The organism is Amycolatopsis sp. NPDC024027, assembly GCF_040638975.1.
Taxonomy (GTDB): Bacteria; Actinomycetota; Actinomycetes; order Mycobacteriales; family Pseudonocardiaceae; genus Amycolatopsis.
Map to the genome: position 1 here is coordinate 88,896 of NZ_JBEZYY010000005.1, position 20,999 is coordinate 109,894.

Sequence of the window (20,999 nt, forward strand, 5' to 3'; positions counted from 1 at the left end):
CCCGGGCGGCGTCCGGGGCTCAGTCCCACGGGTTGCCGTCGGCCGGCAGGTCCTGGGCGATCCGGACGACCTGGGTCTGCTGACCGGCGACGGCCGCGGCGTGGTCGGCACCCGGCTGCATCGAACCGGCCGCGATGGCGAACGCCGCGGCGGCGAGAGCGGCGGTGGTGGCGATGCGGGCGGTGAGCGTGCGGGCCATGACCGAACCTCCGTGATCGGGGATTTCCGGGGTTTTCCCGGCGACGAGATGAACGTTATGGACGCCTCGAATCCCGGCGCTATCCCGCCCTTATCCCCGCCATCGCCCGGCTCCGAGCTGCGGAAATCCCGTCGGCGCGACCGAGCCGGCCGGTCTTTTTCCCTGGCTTAACCCAGCGATAACGCCGGGATAGCGGAATGGCGCGAGATGGACTCACCGGTCTGGTGGCCCTGCCGTTTCCCGGGCCTTGGAAGGGGAGAGAATGAAGTTTCACATCCTGGGGGATCTGAAGGTCGAGGGCGCCGGTGGGCCGTTGTCGCTGACCTCGCACCGCCAGCGGGCGGCGGTCGTGATGCTGGTGCTGGCGGCCAACCGCGAGGTGGCGGTCGAGCGGCTGGCCCAGGCCATCTGGGACGAGTCACCGCCACCGACCGCGCGCGACCAGATCCAGATCTGCGTGTCGATGCTGCGCAAGCGGTTCGGCCAGGAGGGCGTGGCCGCTTCCATCGTCACCGGGCCGGTGGGCTACGCGCTCGAGGTCGACCCCGCCGAGGTCGACCTGCTGGTCTTCGAGGACCTGGTCGCCGCCGCCCGCCGGGCGCTCGACGCGGGGCACCCCGAGCAGGCGGAGCGCGACTTCCACGCCGCGGTCGGCATGTGGCCGGCGACGGGCAACCCGCCCGGTGGGAGCCAGGTGCTCGACGCCGTGGCCGTGCGGATGGCCGAGCAGCGGCTGACGGCGATCGAGGAGTGGGCCGCGGTCCGCCTCGACGTCGGCGAGCCGGACGGCCTGGTTCCGGTCCTGCTGGACCTGGTCGCGCTGCACCCGCTGCGGGAGCGGTTGCGCGGGCTGCTGATGCGGGCGCTGCACCGCACCGGCCGCCGGGCCGAAGCGCTGGACACCTACCGCGCGGGCCGCGAGGTGCTCGTCGACGAGCTCGGCATCGAACCCGGTGAAGAACTGCGCCAGCTGCAGCAGCACATCATCGCCGACGAGCCGAAGCCGCGACGGCCGGTGCACCGGGTCCGGCTGTCCGCGTCGCGGTCCGGGCCGGCACGGGACCCGGTCACCGGCCGGCCGGTCCGGTTGTCCGGCGAGGACAAGGCCCTGCTCGTGCTGGGGTTGCTGTCGGGTGATCTCACGGTGGCGGAGGCGGCCCGCAAGTACCAGCAGCCCGAAGCCGATATCGAGCTGTGGCAACGGCAATTCCTCGACGGCGGCCGGGCCGGCCTGACCGACACCGCCCCACCCGGCCCGTCCCGGGACCCGGACCTGTCCGCCCGGGTGGCGGAACTGACCACCGCGCTCGGTGAGGCCCACATCGAGCTGCGGACGTGGAAACGCAGGGCTCTGACCGAAAACAACCCCCTGAAGGTGGCGACGTGAGCACGGATCCGGCTCTCCTGGAAGTTTCCCTCCGGTCCACGCTGACCGGGCTGATCGACGAGCAGACGGCCCGCACCCCGGAGGCCGTCGCCGTGGTGACCGCGGACGGCCCGCTGACCTACGCCGAGCTGGCCGGGCGCGTCCGGACGCTGGCGGCGCACCTGCGGACGCTCGGCGTCGGGCCGGAGACCGTGGTGGGCATCTGCGCGGTGCGCGGCGCGGCCATGATCGTCGGCGTGCTGGCGATCCTGCGCGCCGGCGGTGCCTACCTCCCGCTGGACCCCGAATACCCGGCCGACCGGCTCTCCTACATGCTCGGTGACGCCCAAGCCGATCTGCTGCTCATGCACGAGCCGACCGCGGCCGTGGCCCGCGCTCTCGGCTGCCGCACGACCGTCGACATCGACGCCCCGCTCCCGGCCGCCGCCGACGACGACGACGAGGTGCCGGCCGCGAAACCGGACAACCTCGCCTACGTCATCTACACCTCGGGCTCGACCGGGCGGCCGAAGGGCGCCTGCCTCGCCCACGCCGGGGTGGTCAACCGGCTGCTGTGGATGCAACGGGAGTACCCGATCGGGCCCGGTGACGCGGTGCTGCAGAAGACGCCGTTCAGCTTCGACGTGTCGGTCTGGGAACTCTTCTGGGCCCTTATGACCGGCGCCCGGCTCGTCATGGCCCGGCCCGGCGGGCACCGCGACGCCGCGTACCTCGCCGCCACCATCCGCGAGCACGGGATCACCGTCGTGCACTTCGTGCCGTCGATGCTCGCGCAGTTCCTGCAGGAGCCCGCCGTCCGCGGCATCACCAGCCTGCGCCACGTCGTGTGCAGCGGGGAGGCGCTGCCCTCGGACGTCGCGCAGCGAGCGATGGACCTGCTGCCCGGCACCCTCGAGAACCTCTACGGCCCCACCGAAGCGTCGGTCGACGTGTCCTACCACCGGTGCGACCCGGTGGCCGACACCACCACCGTGCCGATCGGCCGCCCGGTCGCCAACACCGGGCTGCACGTGCTCACCGGCGACTTCTCGGCGGCCGCCGACGGCGAAGCGGGCGAGCTCCACCTCGGCGGCATCCAGCTCGCCCGCGGCTACCACCGGCGCCCGGGCCTGACCGCGCAGCGCTTCGTGCCGGACCCGTTCGGCTCCGGCGGGCGGCTCTACCGCACCGGCGACATCGCGATGCGGCGCCCGGACGGCGAAATCGAGTACCTCGGCCGCACCGACCACCAGGTCAAGATCAACGGGTTCCGGATCGAGCTCGACGAGATCGGCGTCGCGCTGCGCACCCACCCCGCCGTGCACGACGCCGTCGTGGTCGCGCACACGACCGCGGCCGGGCACCAGCAGCTGCTCGGCTACCTCGTGCTCGACGGCGACCGCGAGTGCCCCCGCCCGGCCGAGCTGCGCGAGTTCCTGGGCCGGACGCTGCCCGCGCACATGATCCCGGCGCGCTACCTGACGATCGACGAGATCCCGTTGAGCCTCAACGGGAAGATCGACCGCAAGCAGCTGCCCGTGCCGGAGGACCGGGTGGCCGGGCCGGACACCGCGGCGGGCACGGCCGTCGAACGCACCCTGGTCGAGATCTGGCGCGGCGTGCTGGCCGGCGCCGGACCCGGCGACGACTTCCTCGACCTCGGCGGTGACTCCATCGTCGCCCTCACCCTGGTCGCCCGGGCGCGCGCCGCCGGCCTGCGGATCACCGCCGAGCACATCCTGCGCCACCGCACGATCCGCGCGATCGCCGGACTGGCCGAAGCGGTGACCGCGCCGGACGACTCCGGTGCGGCCGTGGCCGCGCACGGCCGGGACGCCGCCGCCGTGGCCGCGATCGCGGCCCTCGACGACGTGGCCGACGTCTACCCGCTGACCCCGCTGCAGGCGGGGATGTTGTTCCACAGCCAGTACAACGACGACGCCACCGACTACTTCCAGCAGTCCGTGCTGCGGGTGAGCGGCCCGTTCGACCCCGGCGTGTTCGCCGCCGCCTGGCGGGACGTGGCCGGCCGCCACCCGGCGCTGCGCTCGCGGGTCGCGTGGGCCGGTCTCGACCGGCCGGTGCAGGTCGTCGAGCACGCCGTGCGCACGCCCGTCACGGTGGTCGAGGCGGCCGACCTCGACCGCGTGGTCGCCGAGGACCGGCAGGTGGGCTTCGACCCGGCCGCGGCGCCACCGCTGCGGCTGACCGCGGTGCGCCTCGGCGAGCGGGACTGGGCGGTCGTGCTCAGCCACCACCACCTCGTCCTCGACGGCTGGAGCATGGCACTGGTCGTGCGGGAACTGGTGCAGCGCTACCGCGAGCACGCACTGGCCGAGCCCGCGGAAGTCACCGCGGGGCCGGCGTTCCGCCGCTACGTCGACTGGATCGAGCGGCAGGACCGGGAGCGGGCCGCGACGTTCTGGCGCGACCGGCTGCGCGGGTGTGCGGGTCCGTCACCACTGCCCGGGAACGACGGACACGACGACGTGCCCGACGGCGTCGGCGAGGTTCCGGTCAGCCTCGCCGGGGCCCGGGCGGTCGCCCTGCGTGACCGGGCCCGCGCCGAGGGCCTGACCCTGAACTCGGTGGTGCACGGCCTGTGGGGACTGCTGCTGGCGCGCTACGGCGAGCGGCAGGACGTCGTGTTCGGCTCGACGTTCTCCGGCCGCCCGCCGGAGCTGGCCGAGGTCGACACCACCGTGGGCTTGTTCATCACCACGCTGCCGGTGCGGTTGCCGGTGCCGTCCGGCGCGCAGCTGGCGGAGTGGCTGCGCGAGGTGCAGTGGAACCTGCTTCAGCTGCAGGACTACCAGCACTGCTCGCTGCCCGACATCCGGGCCTGGAGCGGCGTGCCCGCAGGCCAGGCGCTGTTCGACACCATCGTGATCGGGCAGAACCAGCCCGCGCCGCAGGCGCACGACCCGGCGACCGGGCTGTCGATCAGCTCGCACGACACTGTCACCAACACCGGCTACCCGCTGGTGCTGCTGGTCGAGGAGCACGGCGAGCGGGTCGAGCTGCTGCTGCGCTACCAGCGGTCCCGCTTCGACGAGGCCGCGATGCGGCGCATCGCCGGGCACCTCGACGCGGCACTGGCCGCCTTCGCCGCCGATCCGGGCCGCCGGGTGGGCGACGTCGAGCTGATCACCGCCGAGGAGTCCGCTTCCTGGCCGGTCTTCGGGGCGCAGGTGCCCGAACCCGTCGCCGCGGCCACGATCCACGGGCTCGTCGAAGCCACCGCGCACCGGGTGCCCGGTGCTGTCGCGGTCCGCGGGCGCGACCACGAGCTGACCTTCGCCGAGCTGAACACCCGCGCCAACCGCCTGGCTCACCACCTGCGCGAGCTCGGGGCCGGCCCCGAGACGCTGATCGGCGTCTGCGCGCACCGCACGCCGGAGCTGATGGTGTCGTTGCTGGCCGTGCTCAAGGCCGGGGGTGCCTACCTGCCGCTCGCCCCGGACAACCCCGCCGAGCGGCTCGCCACCATCATCGCCGACGCCGGCCTGCGCTACCTGATCGTCGACGACGACCTGCGCGAGCTGGTCGCCGGGTCCGGCGCCGAGCTGATCGCCCCCGGCAGCGGCACCGACGACCGCGATCCGGTGCCGCTGTCCACTCCGGACAACCTGGCGTACGTGATCTACACGTCCGGGTCGACGGGCAAGCCCAAGGGCGTCGCGGTCACCCACCGCGGGGTGGTCAACCACCTGCGGTGGTGCCTCGCACAGCTGCCCGAAGACGCGCGGGGTGGCGCGCCGGTCTTCTCCTCCTACGGCTTCGACCTGATCGTGCCGTCGCTGTACGCGCCGCTGCTCGCCGGGCAGCCGGTGCGGTTGCTGCCCGACGGGCTCGACGCCGGCGAACTCGCGGACCAGCTCGCCGAGGGCGCGCCGTACAGCTTCATCAAGCTCACGCCCGGGTTGCTGGAGCTGCTCGCCGAGCACCTGTCCCCGGAGCGCGCGGCCCGCCTCGCGCGGGTGCTGCTGGTCGGCGGCGAGGCGTTCCCCGACCGGGTGCGGGCACGCTGGCGCCGCCTCGCGCCGGACACCGCGATCGTCAACCACTACGGCCCCACCGAGGTGTCGGTCGGCTGCTCGTCGTTCCGCACCGGAGCCGAGCCGGCCGGGACGACGCTGGTGCCCATCGGCCGCCCGCACCGGAACCAGAGCACGTACCTGCTCGACGAGCGGCTGCGGCCGGTGCCGCTCGGGGTGCCCGGCGAAATCTGCGTCGGCGGCGTCGGCAACGCGCGCGGTTACCTCGACCGGCCGGGCCTGACCGCCGGAAAGTTCGTGCCCGACCCCTTCTGGCCGGTGCCCGGCGGCCGGATGTACCGCACCGGCGACCGCGCGGTCCGCCTGCCGGGCGGGGACCTCCTCTTCCTCGGCCGGCGCGACGGGCAGGTCAAGATCCGCGGCTACCGGGTGGAACTCGGCGAGATCGAGCGCGCCTTGTCCGGGCACCCGGACCTGCGCGGGGCGGTGGTGACCGCGCCGGCCGACGACACCGGCCGGCAGCGCCTGGTCGCCTACGTCGTGGCCGCCGGCCCCCGCCACGCCCCGGCACCCGGCGAGCTGAGGTCCTGGCTCGGTGACCGGCTCCCGCCGTACCTGGTGCCGGCCACCTACCTGGTGCTCGACGAGCTGCCGCTGACCGCCAACGGCAAGGTCGACCGCACGGCGCTGCCGGTGCCGGAAGCGATCGACCGCGCGGTGCAACGGGAGTACGCGGCCCCGCGCGGCGACACCGAGCGGGTGCTCGCCGAGTGCTGGGCGCACGTGCTGCGGGTGGAGCGCGTCGGCGTGCACGACAACTTCTTCGAGCTCGGCGGCGACTCCATCATGACGCTGCAGGTCGTCGCGGGGGCCCGGCAGGCGGGCCTGCGGATCAGCCCGAAGCTGATCTTCCGGTACCCGACGGTCGCGCAGCTGGCCCCGCAGGCCGCCCCGATCACCACCGCGACCCCGCCGCGGCCCACCGCGAAGACCGGCGAGTGGTTCCCGCTCGCGCCGATCCAGCGGGCGTTCGCCGAGCGGGACCTGCCGGACCACCACCACTACAACCAGTCGGTCGTGCTCACCCTCGACCACGCCGACCCCGGCCGGCTGGCGGCCGCGCTGCGGGCCCTGGTGGCGCACAGCCCGGCGTTGCGCACCCGGTTCGACCTCGGGGCGCTCCGGCAGCGGGTGGTGGACCGCGAGGACGCGGACCTGCTGTGGTGCCGGGACTTCGCGAGCCCGGACACCGCCGCGATCACCGCCGCGGCCGATGCGGTCCAGTCCTCATTGGACATCGTGTCCGGACCGGTGGTGCGGGCCGGGCTGTTCCGCACCGGCCACGGGCCGGACCGGCTGCTGCTCGCGGTGCACCACCTCGTCGTGGACACCTTGTCGTGGCGCTCGCTGATCGAAGACCTGGCCGCGGCCTACGAAGGCGCGCCGTTCGCCGCGCCGACGTCGTCGTACCAGGACTGGATCGGCGCACTGGACACCCTCGACGTGGCGGTGGCCGGGCCCGCGGCGGTCCCGTCGTTGCCGGCGGACCACGACCACGGGCCCGACACCGTCGCCACGGCGGCTTCGGTGCACGTGCGGCTGTCCGAAGAGGACACCGAGCGGCTGCTGCGGGAAGTGCCGCGGGTGCACCGCGTCCGGGCCGAGGACCTCGTCGTCACCGCCGCGGCGAAGACGCTGGCGGAGTGGACCGGCGGCCCGGCGGTGCTCGACGTCGAACGCCACGGCCGCGACGGCGCCGCCGACGACCTCGACCTTTCCCGCACCGTCGGCTGGTTCACCCAGGTGCTGCCCGTCCGGTTCGACGAGCCCGAACTGCACCACGTCAAGGAGGTCCTGCGCGGCCTGCCCGCCGTGGGCGGCACCGGCCCGGTCTCGCCGGTCGTGGTCAACTACCACGGCCGGGTGGATCGCTCGATCCCCGATGCCGGCCCGTTCACCGTGGCGGCGACGCCGCTGGGTGCCGAGAAGAGCGCGGCCTACCCGCGGCCCCGGCCGATCGAGATCGAAGCCGGCGTCCGCGACGGCGTCCTGCACGTCGAGTGGATCTACCCGGCCACCCGGCTGCGCGCGGACACCGTGCGGACCCTCGCCGAGGCGTTCCTCGCCCACCTGCGGGAGCTGACCGCGTACTGCGTCGCCAACCCGGGCGGGCACACGCCGTCGGACTTCCCGCTGACCCGGCTCACCCAGCGCGAGGTGGACCACTTGGCGGCGAGCGGTCCGGGCGGCTCGGCGCTCGAGGACGTCCACCCGCTCACCGCGATGCAGGAAGGACTGCTGTTCCACAGCCTGCTCGACCCCGACGACGACATGTACCTCGGCCGGCGGACCTACCGCCTCGACGGGCGGATCGACCTCGGCGCGTTCGCCCAAGCCTGGCGCGAGGTCGGGCGCCGGCACCCGATCCTGCGCAGCACGATCGTCTGGGACGGGCTGCAGGAGCCGGTCCAGGCCGTGTGGGCCGACGCCGGCATCCGGGTGACCGACGTGGTGCGCACCGGCGGGTTCGACCTGGCGGCGGCGCCGCCGATCGAGGTCGCGCTGCGGCCCGAAGGCGAGAGCGTGCACGTGGTGCTGAGCTACCACCACATCATCGTCGACGGGTGGAGCGTGTCCACTGTGGTCTCCGAGGTGATGGAGGTCTACCAGGCGCTGCTCGAGGGCAGCACCGCCCGCCCGGCCCCGGCGCCGCCGTTCGGGCAGTTCGTGGCCTGGCTCGCGCGGTCGGACGCCGAGCAGGCGCGCACCTACTGGCGCCGGACCTTGGGCGACCTCACCGGGGCGACCCCGCTGCCGGTCAAGCCACCGCAGGTACCGGGCACCAGCTCGGCCACCGTCGACGTGGACCTGTCCCCGTCGCTGCACGAGGCGGTGCGCGGGTTCCTCGCCCGCGCCGGCCTGACGCTGGCGACCCTGGCGCAGGGCGCGTGGGCGAGCGTGCTGGCCGAGCGCACCGGCCGGGACGACGTCGTGTTCGGGGCCACCGTGGCGATCCGGCCCGGCGAACTGGCCGACGTCGGCCGGATGGTCGGGCCGCTGATCACCACGCTCCCGGTCCGGGTCCGGCTGGCCCCCGCGCCGGACACCCGCGCCTGGCTGACCGGCCTGCAGGGGCGCCACGCCGAACTGCGGGAACACGTGGCGAGCTCGCTCACCGACATCCACCGGCTGAGCGCGGTGCCCGCCGGCGAGCAGCTGTTCGACACCATCCTCGTGGTGGAGAACTTCCCGCGGCCGGTCATCGCGGGCCCGCAGGCGTCGCTGACCGCCGTGCGGGAGTTCGAGCGCACCGGCTACCCGATCGTCCTCGGCGTGATCGACGCCGACCCGATCCGGGTGCAGGTGCTCTACGAGCAGGCCGACTGCGATCCGGCTTTCGCCCGCGACCTCGCCGAGGACACGGTCCGCGCGTTCGCGCGGTTGTGCCGGTCCTGACCGCCTGCGACGACGGTGCCGCCCGCCGGGACTCCCGGCGGGCGGCACCGTCGTTTCACGCCGCTTCCCAGCCCCGTTCCGCGACGAGCTCGCGCAGAGCGGCGTACCGCTGCTCGAACTGCGCGTCGTCGGCCGCGGACAGGAAGAACTTGTGCACGAAGTCGGTGGAGTTGTCCACCTGGCCCGCGCGCCTGCTGCCGAAGCACAGGTGCACGCCCAGCTCCGGCGGCAGAGACCCGGCGGCGAAGGGCACCGCGACCGCGTCCGGCCGCGAGTAGAACCCGACGAGTCCCCAGACCCGGCCCAGGCCGTCCGACGGCGCCGGTGTCAGCGGGTCGGCACCCGACTGCGCGCGCAGCGCCGCCGAGATCAGGTCGACGCCGTGCGCCTGCCGGACGATGTAGGCGATGCCCCCGCCACCCGGCCGGGCCGCGATCTCGCAGAAGACGATCCGGTCGTCGGCGGTGTGGAACACCTCCAGGTGCGTGACGCCTTCGCCGAGGCCCAGGTGCCGCACGACCTCGGCGTGGTACTCGCCGATGCGCCTGCTGAGCTCGCAGTCCTGGAGGGTGACGCTGCCCTGGACGCCGGAGGAGCGGAAGTCGCCGGGCTGGGTGAGGTAGCGCGAAACCGACCCGAACACCGCCTCGCCGTTCTCGACGACGCCGTCGCAGTGGTACATCACGCCGGCGACGAACTCCTCGACCTCGACCCCGCTGGGGTCCTTCGCGAGCAGCTCCCGGCGGGCCTCGTTCACCTCGTCCACTGTGGACACGATCCGCACGGTGGTGGAGCCCATGCCCATCCGGGACTTCACCACGTACCGCTCCGCCGGCCACGGCAGCTCGGTGAGGTCCTGGTCCGCCTCGACGAACCGAGGCACGCCCGGGCAGCCGGCGTCGCGCAGCGCGCGTTTCATCACGACCTTGTCCCGGAACCGCAGCGCCGAGCCGACGTCCTGACCCGGCAGGCCGAACTCCTCGCGCAGCTCGGCGGCCACCACCATCAGCTGCTCGCTGATGGTCACGATCCGGTCCGGCCGGGTGGTGGCGGCCAGTTCGTAAACCGCCTTGCGCACGTGCTCCTCGTCGTAGATGTCGGTGCAGGCGGCCACGTGCGGGAAGTCGGCCGGGTCGTGGCCGTCGAGCGCGCCGTTGTACTCCGTGGACACGAGCTGCCGCTCGGCCGGCGCCACCGGCACCCGGCACGCACCCTGGAAGAACAGTTCGCCGTAGGGGTGGCTGTTGATGACGAGCACGCTCATGACACGGCCTCCGGAACAGGGTCGGGGATGGGTTCGGTGGTGACGTCGCGATCGGTGCGGACGCGACGGATGGGGGACAGGAGCATCCAGAGGGCGCCCGCGGCACCGCCGGCGACCGCGACCCAGATCGTGGGCCGCAGCCCGATCTGCTCGCCGAGCACGCCGCCGAGCACCGCGCCCAGCGGCTTCATCGACCAGTTGACCATCCGGATCGTGGCGCCGACCCGGCCCTGGATGCGCACCGGCGTGGTGGTCTGGCGCAGGCTCACCAGGTTCACGTCCAGGACCGAGAGGCCGAGGGTGGTGAGGAACTGCGCGGCGACGAGCATCAGCACCACGGCGAGCACGTCGCCGCCCGCCGAGGCGACCAGAGCCGGGGCCAGGCCGAACAACGCCGTGCCCACGATGACCGCGCGGCCGGTGCCGAGCCGCTTGGCCACGGTGCCGGCGAACACGCCGCCGACCACCGCGCCGAGCCCGCCCAGCAGCAGGATGGTGCCGTAGAGGGCCGCGCCGATGTGCAGGACTTCCACGACGTAGAGCGCGAAGACCGCCAGCAGCACGAAGTTGAACAGGTTGACCAGGCTCATCGCGAAGGCCGGCATGGCGAGCACCGGCGTGCGCAGCAGGTACCGCGTGCCCTCGACGACGTCGGCGAGGATCCGCCGCTTCGGCCCGGGCTCGCAGGGCGGGTCGTCCTTGATGCGGGACAGCAGCAACGCCGAGACCACGAACGACACGGCGTCGATCGCGATCGCGATCGGCGCGGTGAACGCCTGCACGGTGACGCCGCCGAGGCCGGGACCCGCGACCTGGGCGCCGGAGCGCGCCACCGTCACCGCCGAGTTCGCGCCGACGATCCGGTCCTTCGGGATCACCTGCGGGATGTAGGAGGTGTAGGCCACGTCGAACCACACGCTCGCGCACCCGGCCAGGCAGGCCACCAGGTAGAGCTGCGCCATGCCCAGCACGCCGAACAGCGCGGCCACCGGCACCGATCCGAGCAGCAGGGCGCGGCACCAGTCGGCGATGATCAGGATCCGCCGGCGCCGCAACCGGTCCACCCACGCGCCGACCCACAGGGCGAGTACCGGGTAGGGCAGCACGGCGAGCGCGGCGAGCAGGCCCATCTCGGCCGGGGTCGCGTTCAGCATCAGCACCGCCGAGAGCGGCAGCGCGACGATCGTGACCTGCGAGCCGACGGCCGAGAAGGTCTGCGCGGTGGAAAGGGTCAGCAGGTTGCGGTTCATCCGGCTCATTCGTCCGCCTTCCGGTAGAAGCCGATGCGGAACTCGTTGGTGTGGGCGCCCAGACCGTGGTCCAGCCACATGGCGCCGGCTCCGGGCAGCATTTCGGTGACCCGGAACGGCTGCGTGCTGGACTGCACGCCCTTGACGAAGATCTCCACCAGCAGCGGGTTGCGGAAGTCCACGAAGATCGGCTTGGGCTCCTCTTCGAAGCTCACGAACACCTGGTCGGGCAGGCCGTGGTCGTGCTTGATCCGCCAGGCCAGGCGCTGGTTGTCGAACTGGAAGATCTTGCGCTTGGCCGGCTCCGGCTCGATCCACCAGGTTTCCCGGGCGAGCACGAAGCGCCCGACCCGCAACCGCGGCAGGTGATCGGCCGCGGGGCCGCCGAGGAAGTCGGTCATCCGGTAGGCGCGCACCCCGGTGAAGCACCCGAACAGCGACCCGGTTTCGTCGGCGAGCCACTGCTGCGGCGCCACCACCAGTTCCACCTCGCCGTGCCGGTCGCCGTGCAGCGCGAGGCGATCGCCCCGGTCCCGGATCGTCAGCTCGTCCGGGGTGAGCCGGAGCCGCTCGGGCTGGGCCGACCGCGCGGAGAACTCGATCTGCGGGCTGCCGAAGGGCACCCGCACGGACATCTTGCCGCGGTGGGCCTTGAGCGGTTCGCAGATGACCGTGTCGCTCAACGCCTCGCGGTGCGCCGCGCAGTCCTCGGCGAGCGAGCCGGGGTCGGGGTGCAGCAGGGCGAACGTGCTCGCGAGGACCTCGTGCAGGGCGTGCACCTCGCCCAGCACCCAGGTGAACTCGCCCGCCCGCACGGCATCGTCGCCGGCCGCCGACAGGTGCAGGTCCGCGCTGCACAGCGCCCAGGCGTCGAACGGCGCGTCGCCGAGGTGCTCGCGCACCCACGACAGGGGCAGGACCACTTCGGACCGGTGCCGGTTGGCGTGCAGGACGGCCGACAGCGGCGCCGGGTACTCGGCGCGCTGCTTGTCGTCGAGCACCTGCAACCGGGTCGAGAGGTCCGTGTCGGCGGCCGCGGCCAGGGCCTGGTCGACGGTGACCACCGACCCGGTCCCGAACGTCTCGGTGAACCACCGGTGGCACTCCGCGCGCCGGGCCCGCAACCGGGCCAGCGGCAGCTGGAAGAGCAGCTCCAGCAGCTGCGGGAACTCCTCCCGCAGGCTGGCGGCGGCGGGACCGGCCAAGGTCGCGGCACCCCAGTCCTGCCGGCAGTCCTCGTACCAGAGCGTGCGGTCGGAGGCGATCTGGCCGCCGTCACGCGCGGTGGCGCCGGCCCCGGTCCCGGCGTAGCCCTCGTTCAGCGCTTCCACCGCGGCGATGCGCGCCGGCAGGCCGCGGGCGTCCTGCACCCGCTGCCGGAGCGCGTCCAGCCGGTCCAGCTCGGTGAGCCACCGCTCGCGTGGCGCGGCGGGCAGCGCGGCGACGCGCTCCCGCAGGAACGCGAACGGTTCGGGCGCCCCGGACGGGATCGTGATGTCCACTTCGAGCGCGGCGCAGTCCACCAGTTCGGTGAGCTGCGCGGCCAGCCGCTCCGGGTCGGTGCCCGACGCGGCGGCGAGGTCCGCGATGGTCCGTTTCCCGTCGCACAGCGCGAAGAGCTCGCGCAGCGGCGGCCCGGTCAGTTCGGCCACCGGCTCGACCAGCGGCGGGTGCCCGGCGAAGTCGACCCGCCGCGCGCCGCCGTCGGTGAGGAACGTCTGCGTGGCCGGTCTCGGCGTCAGCGCGGGCCACACCTGGGGGTCCGCGGACACCAGCCGGGCCAGTTGCTGCACCGACCAGTTGCTCCAGAACACCCGGTTGCGCAGCTCGCCCGGCCCGGCGAAGGCGAACGGCTCGTCCGGGGTGCCGGTGCGGACCCAGGCGAGCGGCCCGAAGAAGCTCGAGGTCTCGTTCTTCGTGCACAGCCGCTGCAGGTACATGGTCAGCAGCTGCACCCGCCGCTTCACCCGGTGGTTGAGCGTCGCGGGCACCTCTTCGTGCACCCAGTCCCGCAACCGCTGGTAGGCCTCCGGACTGGACAGGTACACGGCCTCGAGGGCGCGTTCGTCGCGGCCGGCCCGGACCAGCTCGCCGACCGAAGCGCGCAGCACGTCGTCGAACCGCTCCGGCAGCGCGGCCCAGTCACCGCCCGCGGCCGCCGCGCGCAGTTCCTCGGCGAACTCGTCGTCGCGCTGCGGGGCGAGGAGGTCGAACGGGAAGCCCGCTCGACGCAACATGGCCCACGAGGACATGCTCCATGCGCTCATACCCGGTTCCCTTCTCGAGATTCGGCGGCCGCGCTCAGCGCGGCCTTGAGGTGACGGGCGGTCTCCGCGGCCCGCGGCGGGTAGACCACGTCGTGGTGGTTGCCGGCGAGTTCGACGACGTGCAGCCGCCCGTCGGTGCGTTCCTGCCAGCCCTGCGGGTCGACCTTCGGGTTGGGCAGTGCCGGGTGCTTGTCCCGGGCCCGGAACAGGTGCACGTCGGCGCGCACCCGGGCGGTGTTGGCGTACTTTTCCGCGGCGTAGCCGTTGGCGGTGAACACCCGCATCATGCGGCGCACCGTGGCCGAGTCGGCGCGCGGCGCGAGCCGGCCCTTGGCGTGCGCGTCGCGCAACAGCACGTCGAGGAAGTCCTGCTCGTCGAGGTCGGCGACGCCGTCCGCGCCGAGTTCGGCGCCGATGCGGAACCGTTCCGCGTCGGACTTGTCGCGGTACCACTGCTCGACGCCGTCGCGGCCGAAGACGCGGGCGTCGATCGGGCCGAGGAACTCGATCTCCTCGCCCTCGGCCTCCAGCCGCAGCGCCATGGCGTAGGCGACGTTGCCGCCGTAGGACCAGCCGGCCAGGGCGTAGGGCCCGTGGGGCTGTACCCGCCGCAGCTCGACGAGGTACCGCTCGACCATGTCCTCCAGCCGGTCCAGCGGTTCCTCGTCGGTGTTCAGCCCGACCGCCTCGATGCCGTAGACGTCGCGGTCTTCGGCGAGGTCCCGGGCCATCGCCGCGTAGCAGCAGACGTCGCCGCCCTGCGGGTGGATCAGGAACAACGGGGTGCCCGTGCCGCCCCTGCGGGCCAGCGGGACCACCAGTCCGGCCGGGACGTCGTCGAGCGCCGTGCAGAGCCCTTCCACCGTGGGCCTGGTGAACACCGTGTTCAGCGGCAGCACCACGTCGAACTCCTGCTTGATGGCGTCGACCAGCTGCACCGCTTTGAGCGAGTGCCCGCCGACGGCGAAGAAGTCGTCGTGCACGCCGATCGGCCCGCGTTCGAGCAACCGCTCCCAGACGCCGGCCATGCGCAGCTCCACCGCGTCGCGGGGCGCCACGATCTCCCCGCCGAGCGCGGCGAGATCGTCGACCGGGGTGGCGAGCAGCGCCCGCCGGTCGACCTTGCCGGTCGGGGTGAACGGCAGCTCCGCCAGTGTGGCGAAGCGGGACGGCACGAGGTGGCTCGGCAGCTGCGCGGTCATCCGGGCGGCGATGGCCGCGACGTCGGTGGCGTCGGCGTCGAGCACCAGGAAGGCGACCAGTTCCCGCTGCAGCGCCTCCCCTCGGGGCACCACCGCGGCGGCCCGGACCCCGGGCAGCGCGGTGATCGCGGCTTCGATCTCGCCCGGCTCGATCCGGATGCCCCGCAGCTTGAGCTGCTGGTCCACCCGGCCGTGGAAGCGCAGCCGGCCGTCCGGGGCCCAGCGCACGAGGTCGCCGGTCCGGTACATCCGCCCGCCCGCCGGCCCCCACGGATCGGGCACGAACCGCGCGGCGGTCGCCCCGGCGGCGCCGGCGTACCCGCGGGCGAGCCCGGGGGTGGCCAGGTACAGCTCGCCGACCGCGCCGGGCGGCACGGGCCTGCCGTCGCGGCCGAGCACGTACCCGCGGGCGCCGGGGATCGGCCGGCCGATCGGGGCCGCGCTGTCGATCCCGTCGCGGCCCTCGAGAGCGTGGTAGGTCGAGGTCATCGTGCACTCGGTCGGCCCGTAGTGGTTGACCAGCCGCATCCGCGGTCCGATGCGGGCGGCGTCGCGCACGTGCTGAGCCCCGAGCACCTCGCCGCCGACCATCGCCAGCCGCAGGCTCGTCCCGTCGTAGCCCGGTTCACCCGCGCCGATCGCCAGCGCGGACACCATGGACGGCACGAGGCTCATCAGCGCGGTCACCCGGTGTTCGGTGACGATCCGGGTGATCGCGTACGGGTCCTTGGCCTGCTCGTCGGTGAGCATGACCAGCTGCGCGCCCTGGCCGAGCGTGCCGAAGATCTCGCGCACGGACGCGTCGAACCGGGTGCCGGCGATCTGCGGCACGATGTCCGCCCCGGACAGGGCGGTGACCGCCCGCAGGTACCGGAGGTAGTTCGCCGGCCCGCGGTGCGTGGTCGCGATGCCCTTCGGCGTGCCGGTGGAACCGGAGGTGTAGAAGATCGCGGCGAGCCGGTCGAGATCGGCCGGGACGCCCGGGTCGGTGTCCGGGTGCGCCGCGAGGTCGACGGCGCCGATGTCCACCACGGAGCCTTCCGGCGGCGTGTGCCGCGCGAGTGGCCCGGCCAGGTCGGCGCCGGCCAGGACGAGCCGGGAACCGCAGTGGCGCAACACTTCCGCGTTGTGCGCGGCCGGGTGCGCCGGGTCGACGGCGACGTAGCCGCCGCCCGCCTTCAGCACGCCCAGCAGCGAGACGACCAGCGCGGGGCCGCGGTGCTGGGCGATGCCGACCGGTTCGTCGGCCCGCACACCCTGGCCGATCAGCCAATGGGCCAGCCGGTTGGCGCGGGCGTCGAGCTCCGCGTAGCTGAGCCGCTCGTCGCCGGACCGCACGGCAATCGCGTCCGGGGTGGCGGCGGCCTGCGCCGCGACCTGCTCGTGCACCGGCGCCACCGCGGCGTCCGGCGTCGCGGCGGGGAGTTCGTCCGGTGTGCTCAAGGTGAGCCGCGAGAGCGGGACCTCCGGCGCGGCGACGGCCTGCTCGACCAGCGCCTGGAACGCGGCCGCGAACCGCTCGACCGTGCGGTGCTCGAACAGGTCGGTGGCGTAGACGAACGAGCCGTGGATCTGCGTGCCGTGGTCGAGCAGCGACGCGACCAGGTCGAACTTCGCGGTCGTCGCGGCCGGGTGCAGTTGCTCGGCGGTCGTGCCCGCGAGCTCCAGGTGCCCGACCGAGTCGTCGTCCATGGTGAACAGGACCTGGAAGAACGGGTTGCGCGAGGCGTCGCGCTCCGGGCGCAGCTGCGCGACCAGGTCCCCGAACGGCACGCCCTGGTGGTCGAGCGCGGCCAGCAGGCCGTCCCGGGCGCGCCCGGTCAGCTCGGCGAACGTCGGGTCGCCGGTGACGTCGGCCCGCAGGGCCAGGAAGTTGATGAAGCAGCCGATGAGCCGTTCGACGGCGGGTTCGGCCCGGCCGGCGACGGGCGTGCCGACGATGGTCTCCCCGGCGTGGGTGTATTCGGCGAGCAGGTACTGGAAGGCGCCCAGCAGCGTCTGGAACGCCGTGGTGCCGTGCTCGCGGCCGTATTCGCGGATCGCGGCGGTCAGCTCCGCCGGGAACGACCAGCGGACCTCGGCGCCGCGGCCCGAACGGACCGGCGGCCGCGGGTGGTCGGTGGCGAGCTCGCCGCTGGGCGCGTCCGCGAGCTGCGTCCGCCAGAATTCCAGGTCGTTCGCCGCGGCGCCGGCGTCACGGTGGTGCTGCCAGTAAGCGACGTCGCCGTAGCCCAGCGGCAGCTCCGGCAGCTCCGGCCTCCGCCCGGCCAGGTGCGCGGCGTAGGCGGTGGACAGTTCGTTGCGCAGCACGGTCCACGACCAGCCGTCCATCGCCGCGTGGTGCACGACGACCACGAGCAGCTGCTCGTCCGGGCGCAACCGCACCACGCGCATCCGCAGCAGCGGCGGCTCGGTCAGGTCGATCGGGGTGGCGATCTCCTGGGCCACGGCGGCGTCGGCCTTGACCGGCAGGTCGGTTTCGGCGACCGCGGTCAGGTCCGTCACCTCGACCCGGGGCGAGCCGGCCTGTGGCACCTGCACCGGCTCGCCGTCGTGGGTCTCGAACCGGGCGCGCAGCACCTCGTGCCGGTCGGCCACCGTGGTCAGCGCCGCCTGCAACGCGCCCAGATCGAGCTGCCCGGTCAGGCGTAGCACGGTGTGCACGTTCAGCTCGCCCGCGCGTTCCCCGAGCCGGTCGAGGAACCACATCTGCCGCTGCGTCGGGGAAAGCGGGGCCACGGTGCCGGCCGGACGGCGGGTGAGCCCGGCCGATCCGGGGCCCGGGCCCGCCCCGGCTTCGGCGAGGACGGCGCACAGCCCGGCCACGGTCGGGCCGGTGAACAGCCGCTGGACCGGCACCGTGACCCCGTATTGCGCGCGCAGCCGCGTCACGACGCGGATGGCGTGCAAGGAGTGGCCGCCGACGGCGAAGAAGTCGTCGTGCACGCCGATCGAGGGCAGCCCCAGCACGTCGGCGACGACACCGGCCACCGCGTGCTCCAGCGGAGTGCGCGGCGCGACCGAGCCCGCGCCGGCCGTGGGAGCGCTCGGCTCGGGCAGCGCGGCGCGGTCCACCTTGCCGTTCGCGTTGAGGGGCAACGTCTCCAGCTCGACCAGGGCCGAGGGCACCATGTACTCGGGCAGGTGGCGGCGCAGGTGTTCGCGGACCGCGTCGAGGTCGCCGGTGCCGTGCCAGACGACGTACCCGGCGAGCCTGCGGTCGCCGTCGCCGCCGAACACCGTCGCCGCCGCGCGGGCGACGTCGGAGTGCGTGGCGAGGATGGTTTCCACTTCGGACAGTTCGATCCGGTGCCCCCGCACCTTCACCTGGGAGTCCGCGCGTCCCAGGTACTCGAGCGTGCCGTCGGCGCGCCACCGCGCCAGGTCCGAGGTCCGGTAGAGCCGCCCGGCCGAGCCGGAGGGGTCGGGGACGAACCGCTGCGCGGTCAGGCCGGGCCGGCCGTGGTAGCCGCGGGTGACGCCGTCGCCGCCGAGGAAGATCTCGCCGACGACACCGGGCGGCACCGGGCGCATCCGCGCGTCGAGCACGTGCACGGTGGTGTTGTCCAGCGGCGTGCCGATCGGCAGCGGCCGGTCGGGTGCGGCGTCGCCGATCGCCGTGCGCACCGACCAGACCGTGGTTTCGGTCGGGCCGTAGTAGTTCCACAGCTGCGCGACCTTGGCCGCCAGCTCGGCGGCGAGCACCGGCGGCACCGCCTCGGCGCCCGCGACGGCCCGCAGGTGCGGGGCCGTGAACCCGGTGTCCAGCAGCATCCGCCACGTCGTCGGCGTCGCCTGCATCACCGAGACCCCGGCTTCGGCGATCAGCGCGGCCAAGGCCTCGGGGTCCATGGCGGTGTCGCGGGGGACCACGGCGATCGTCGCGCCCGCCAACAGCGGCGTGATCAGCTCCGGGATCGACATGTCGAAGGCGTAGGAGGCCAGCGCCGCGACCGTGTCGCCCGGCCCCATGCGCAGGTCGCGGATCATCGACGCGGACAGGTTCAGCACGCCCCGGTGCGGCACCATCACGCCCTTGGGGCGGCCGGTCGACCCGGACGTGTAGATCACGTACGCCAGGTCGTCGGGGCCCGGACCGGCCGGCGGACGGGGCACGCTCGCGGGCGGATCGTCGGCACACAGTTCGTCCACGCACAGGGCTGTGACGCCCGCCGGCAAGTCCAGCCGGTCCAGCAGATCGGTGGTGGTCAGCACGAGTTCGGCGCGCGCGTCGCCGAGGATGTGCCGGATGCGGGCCGCCGGGTACTGCGGGTCCACGGGCACGTACGCGGCGCCTGCTTTGAGGACGCCGAGCATCGCGGCGATCATCGAGCAGCTCCGGCCGACGTAGAGCGCCACCCGCGCGTCCGGGCCGGCTCCGCGTTCGCGCAGGACCGCGGCGACCGCGTCGGAGGCCACGTCCAGCTCGCCGTAGGACAGCAGTTCGGTGCCGCAGCGGACGGCGGTGGTGGCCGGCTGCCGGCGGGCGACGACGGCGAACAGCTCGGGAATGGTCGCGGAGCTCGCGTAGGGGACCGCGGTTTCGTTGCCGGCGGCCAGCGCGGCCGCGTCGTCGCCGGTGAGCACGGCCAGCTCGCTGACCCGCGTGGCGGGTGCGGTGACGGCGTCGAGCAGCAACGCCAGGTAGCTGCCGGCGAACCGGTGGGCGGTGGCCTCGGTGAACAGCGCCGAGTCGTATTCGAGGGTGCCCGAGAGGGTCTCGCCGTCGGTGACGGTCAGCGCGAGGTCGACCTTGGCCGTGGCGCTCGCGAGCGGGAGCTCGGTGGCGGTGAGGCCGGGTGCGGTCAGCGTCGTGCCGGACTCGCCCTGCACGGTGAACAGCACGTCGAACAACGGGTTGCGCGAGGCGTCGCGCACGGGCTGCAGGTCCTGCACGAGCCGGGTGAACGGCACCCCCTGGTGGTCGTAGGCCGCGAAGGTGTCCTCGCGGACGCGGTCGAGCAGGGTCACGAACGGCGGGTCGTCGGCCAGCGCCGGGCGCAGCACGGAGGTGTTGACGAACAACCCGATCAGCGGCTCGAACCGCACCTGCGGCCGCAACGCGATCGGCGTACCCACCGCCACGTCGTCCTGCCCGGTCCACCGCGCGAGCACGGCGGTGAAGGCGGTCATCAGCACGGCGTAGGGCGTCACGCGGTGCGTGGCGCAGAACTCGCGCACCGCTCGCGCGGTCGCCGCCGGAACCGCGAACGGCATGCGCGTGCCTTCGCCCGAGCGCACCGCGGGCCGCGGGTGGTCGGCCGGCAGCCGCAACGGCGTCGGCGCCGCCAGCCGGGTGCGCCAGTACGTCAGGTCGGCGTCCGCGCCGGTGCCCGCGAGCAGTTCTCGTTGCCAGGCCGCGTAGCCGGCGTACTGACCCGGCAGCGGCTCGAACTCCGGTGCGCGGTGGGCGAGAGCCGCTCGATAGGCCGTGCCGAACTCCCGCCAGAACACGCCGAGCGACGTCGCGTCGACGGCGATGTGGTGCAGCACCGCGACCAGGTACCAGTCGTCGCCGGCGCAGCGCACGAGCGACATCCGGACCGGGACGTCGTGCGCGAGGTCGAACGGTTTCGCCGCTTCCTGCCGGGCGTGGGTCAGCGCCTGCCCGGCGGGCTCGGGTGCCCCGGTCAGGTCGACCACCGGAACCTGCGCGTCGGCGGCCAGCACCACCGGCACCGGGGTGCCGCCGGCGTCGCGGTAGACGGTCCGCAGCACGTGGTGGCGCTCGAGCACGGCCCGCAGCGCGGTGGTGACCGCGGCCGGGTCGAGGGCGCCCCTGACGTGCAGGGCACGCGGGATGTTGTAGAGCGGGGTGCCCGCGGCCAGCTGGTCGGCCGTCCACACCCACCGCTGCTGCTCGGAGAGGACGGCGGGGCCGGCGATCGGCGGCGAGGACTCGTCGGTGGCGCGGTCGTGGGCCGCGCGCAGCCGCCGGTTCAGCGCCTCGCGCACCGCGGGGGACATCGTGGGTGTGGACATGGCTGCCTTCCCAGG

The 20,999-nt window shown here is 73.9% G+C and carries 7 protein-coding genes; 2 read left to right on the plus strand and 5 right to left on the minus strand.

The window, feature by feature from the left end; all coding sequences use genetic code 11:
• Nucleotides 1-19 precede the first annotated feature (19 nt).
• A complete protein-coding gene (locus tag AB0F52_RS14730) occupies nucleotides 20-199 on the minus strand; it encodes a hypothetical protein (RefSeq protein WP_360169863.1) in 180 nt (59 codons plus the stop codon).
• A gap of 262 nt (nucleotides 200-461) precedes the next feature.
• On the opposite strand from AB0F52_RS14730, the gene AB0F52_RS14735 reads away from it, so the two are divergent.
• The gene (locus tag AB0F52_RS14735) at nucleotides 462-1,586 is read left to right on the plus strand and encodes an AfsR/SARP family transcriptional regulator (protein ID WP_360169866.1); all 1,125 of its coding nucleotides are present in this window, start codon (nucleotides 462-464) and stop codon (nucleotides 1,584-1,586) included.
• Nucleotides 1,583-9,019 carry an amino acid adenylation domain-containing protein gene (locus AB0F52_RS14740; protein WP_360169869.1) on the plus strand — a complete coding sequence of 2,479 codons (7,437 nt, stop codon included), beginning with the start codon at nucleotides 1,583-1,585 and terminating at the stop codon, nucleotides 9,017-9,019. The genes AB0F52_RS14735 and AB0F52_RS14740 overlap by 4 nt, the downstream gene beginning before the upstream one ends.
• Nucleotides 9,020-9,074: 55 nt before the next feature.
• On the opposite strand, the gene AB0F52_RS14745 is transcribed toward AB0F52_RS14740, so the two are convergent.
• From AB0F52_RS14745 to AB0F52_RS14760, 4 genes are read right to left on the minus strand one after another with little or no spacing between them, the layout of a single operon-like run.
• The gene (locus tag AB0F52_RS14745; RefSeq protein WP_360169872.1) at nucleotides 9,075-10,283 is read right to left on the minus strand and encodes an ATP-grasp domain-containing protein; all 1,209 of its coding nucleotides are present in this window, start codon (nucleotides 10,281-10,283) and stop codon (nucleotides 9,075-9,077) included.
• A complete protein-coding gene (locus AB0F52_RS14750) occupies nucleotides 10,280-11,542 on the minus strand; it encodes an MFS transporter (RefSeq protein WP_360169875.1) in 1,263 nt (420 codons plus the stop codon). Before AB0F52_RS14750 ends, AB0F52_RS14745 begins: the two co-directional genes overlap by 4 nt.
• On the minus strand, nucleotides 11,539-13,800 hold the full coding sequence (locus AB0F52_RS14755; protein ID WP_360169878.1) for a lantibiotic dehydratase: 2,262 nt from the start codon (nucleotides 13,798-13,800) through the stop codon (nucleotides 11,539-11,541). The genes AB0F52_RS14750 and AB0F52_RS14755 overlap by 4 nt, the downstream gene beginning before the upstream one ends.
• Nucleotides 13,797-20,984, minus strand: a complete 7,188-nt coding sequence (locus AB0F52_RS14760) for an amino acid adenylation domain-containing protein (RefSeq protein ID WP_360169881.1) — start codon at nucleotides 20,982-20,984, stop codon at nucleotides 13,797-13,799. Before AB0F52_RS14760 ends, AB0F52_RS14755 begins: the two co-directional genes overlap by 4 nt.
• Between the last annotated feature and the right edge of the window lie 15 nt (nucleotides 20,985-20,999).

Excerpts from the sequence above, each read along its gene's own strand:
- AB0F52_RS14755 (WP_360169878.1), bottom strand. The coding sequence starts at position 13,800 with ATGAGCGCATGGAGCATGTCCTCGTGGGCCATGTTGCGTCGAGCGGGC.
- AB0F52_RS14730 (WP_360169863.1), bottom strand. The coding sequence starts at position 199 with ATGGCCCGCACGCTCACCGCCCGCATCGCCACCACCGCCGCTCTCGCC.
- AB0F52_RS14760 (WP_360169881.1), bottom strand. The coding sequence starts at position 20,984 with ATGTCCACACCCACGATGTCCCCCGCGGTGCGCGAGGCGCTGAACCGG.
- AB0F52_RS14735 (WP_360169866.1), top strand. The coding sequence starts at position 462 with ATGAAGTTTCACATCCTGGGGGATCTGAAGGTCGAGGGCGCCGGTGGG.
- AB0F52_RS14745 (WP_360169872.1), bottom strand. The coding sequence starts at position 10,283 with ATGAGCGTGCTCGTCATCAACAGCCACCCCTACGGCGAACTGTTCTTC.
- AB0F52_RS14750 (WP_360169875.1), bottom strand. The coding sequence starts at position 11,542 with ATGAGCCGGATGAACCGCAACCTGCTGACCCTTTCCACCGCGCAGACC.